Raw genomic sequence first — 583 nt, forward strand, 5'->3', positions numbered from 1 at the left:
CGCCCGCCGCGAGGCGGAACAGCCGTGCGCCCTCGTCGCCGCCCGACGGGAACAGGTCGAACGGCACCCCGTGCCGCCCGGTCCGCTGCCCCAGCTTGCCGGCGAGCGCCGCGGCGGGCTGGCTCAGCGGCACGCCGTCGACCAGGGACTCCCGCTCCTTCTCCGCCTGTTTGAGCTGTTCCCAGCGCTGCTGCTGATGCTCGGCCGTGTGCACCGTCTCCGCACCGGTGAACACGTGCGGGTGCCTGCTGACCAGCTTGTCCACCAGCTCGTCGGCGACGACGTCGATGTCGAACGGGTCGGTCTCGTGCTCGGCCGCCACCCGCGCGTGGAAGAGCACCTGCAGCAGGACGTCCCCGAGTTCCTCCCGCATCGCCGCGCGGTCGCCGGTCTCCAGGGCGTCGAGGAGTTCGTAGGTCTCCTCGACCAGGTACTGCACCAGCGACTCGTGCGTCTGCGCGGCGTCCCACGGGCACCCGCCCGGGGACCGCAGCCGGTCCATCACCTCGGCCGCCCGCACGAGCGGCGGAACCGGGTTCCCGCTCCGCACGACGGTCGCGCCGCGGGCGCGCAGTGCGGCGGC

General features: G+C 74.1%; 1 protein-coding gene. It reads right to left on the minus strand.

Annotation, left to right across the window (positions count from 1 at the left end; all coding sequences use genetic code 11):
- Positions 1 to 583 (minus strand): nucleoside triphosphate pyrophosphohydrolase (locus tag SACPADRAFT_RS28270; RefSeq protein ID WP_157577203.1); only part of this gene is annotated, 583 nt, incomplete at both ends.

Source organism: Saccharomonospora iraqiensis subsp. paurometabolica YIM 90007, assembly GCF_000231035.2.
Taxonomy (GTDB): domain Bacteria; phylum Actinomycetota; class Actinomycetes; order Mycobacteriales; family Pseudonocardiaceae; genus Saccharomonospora; species Saccharomonospora paurometabolica.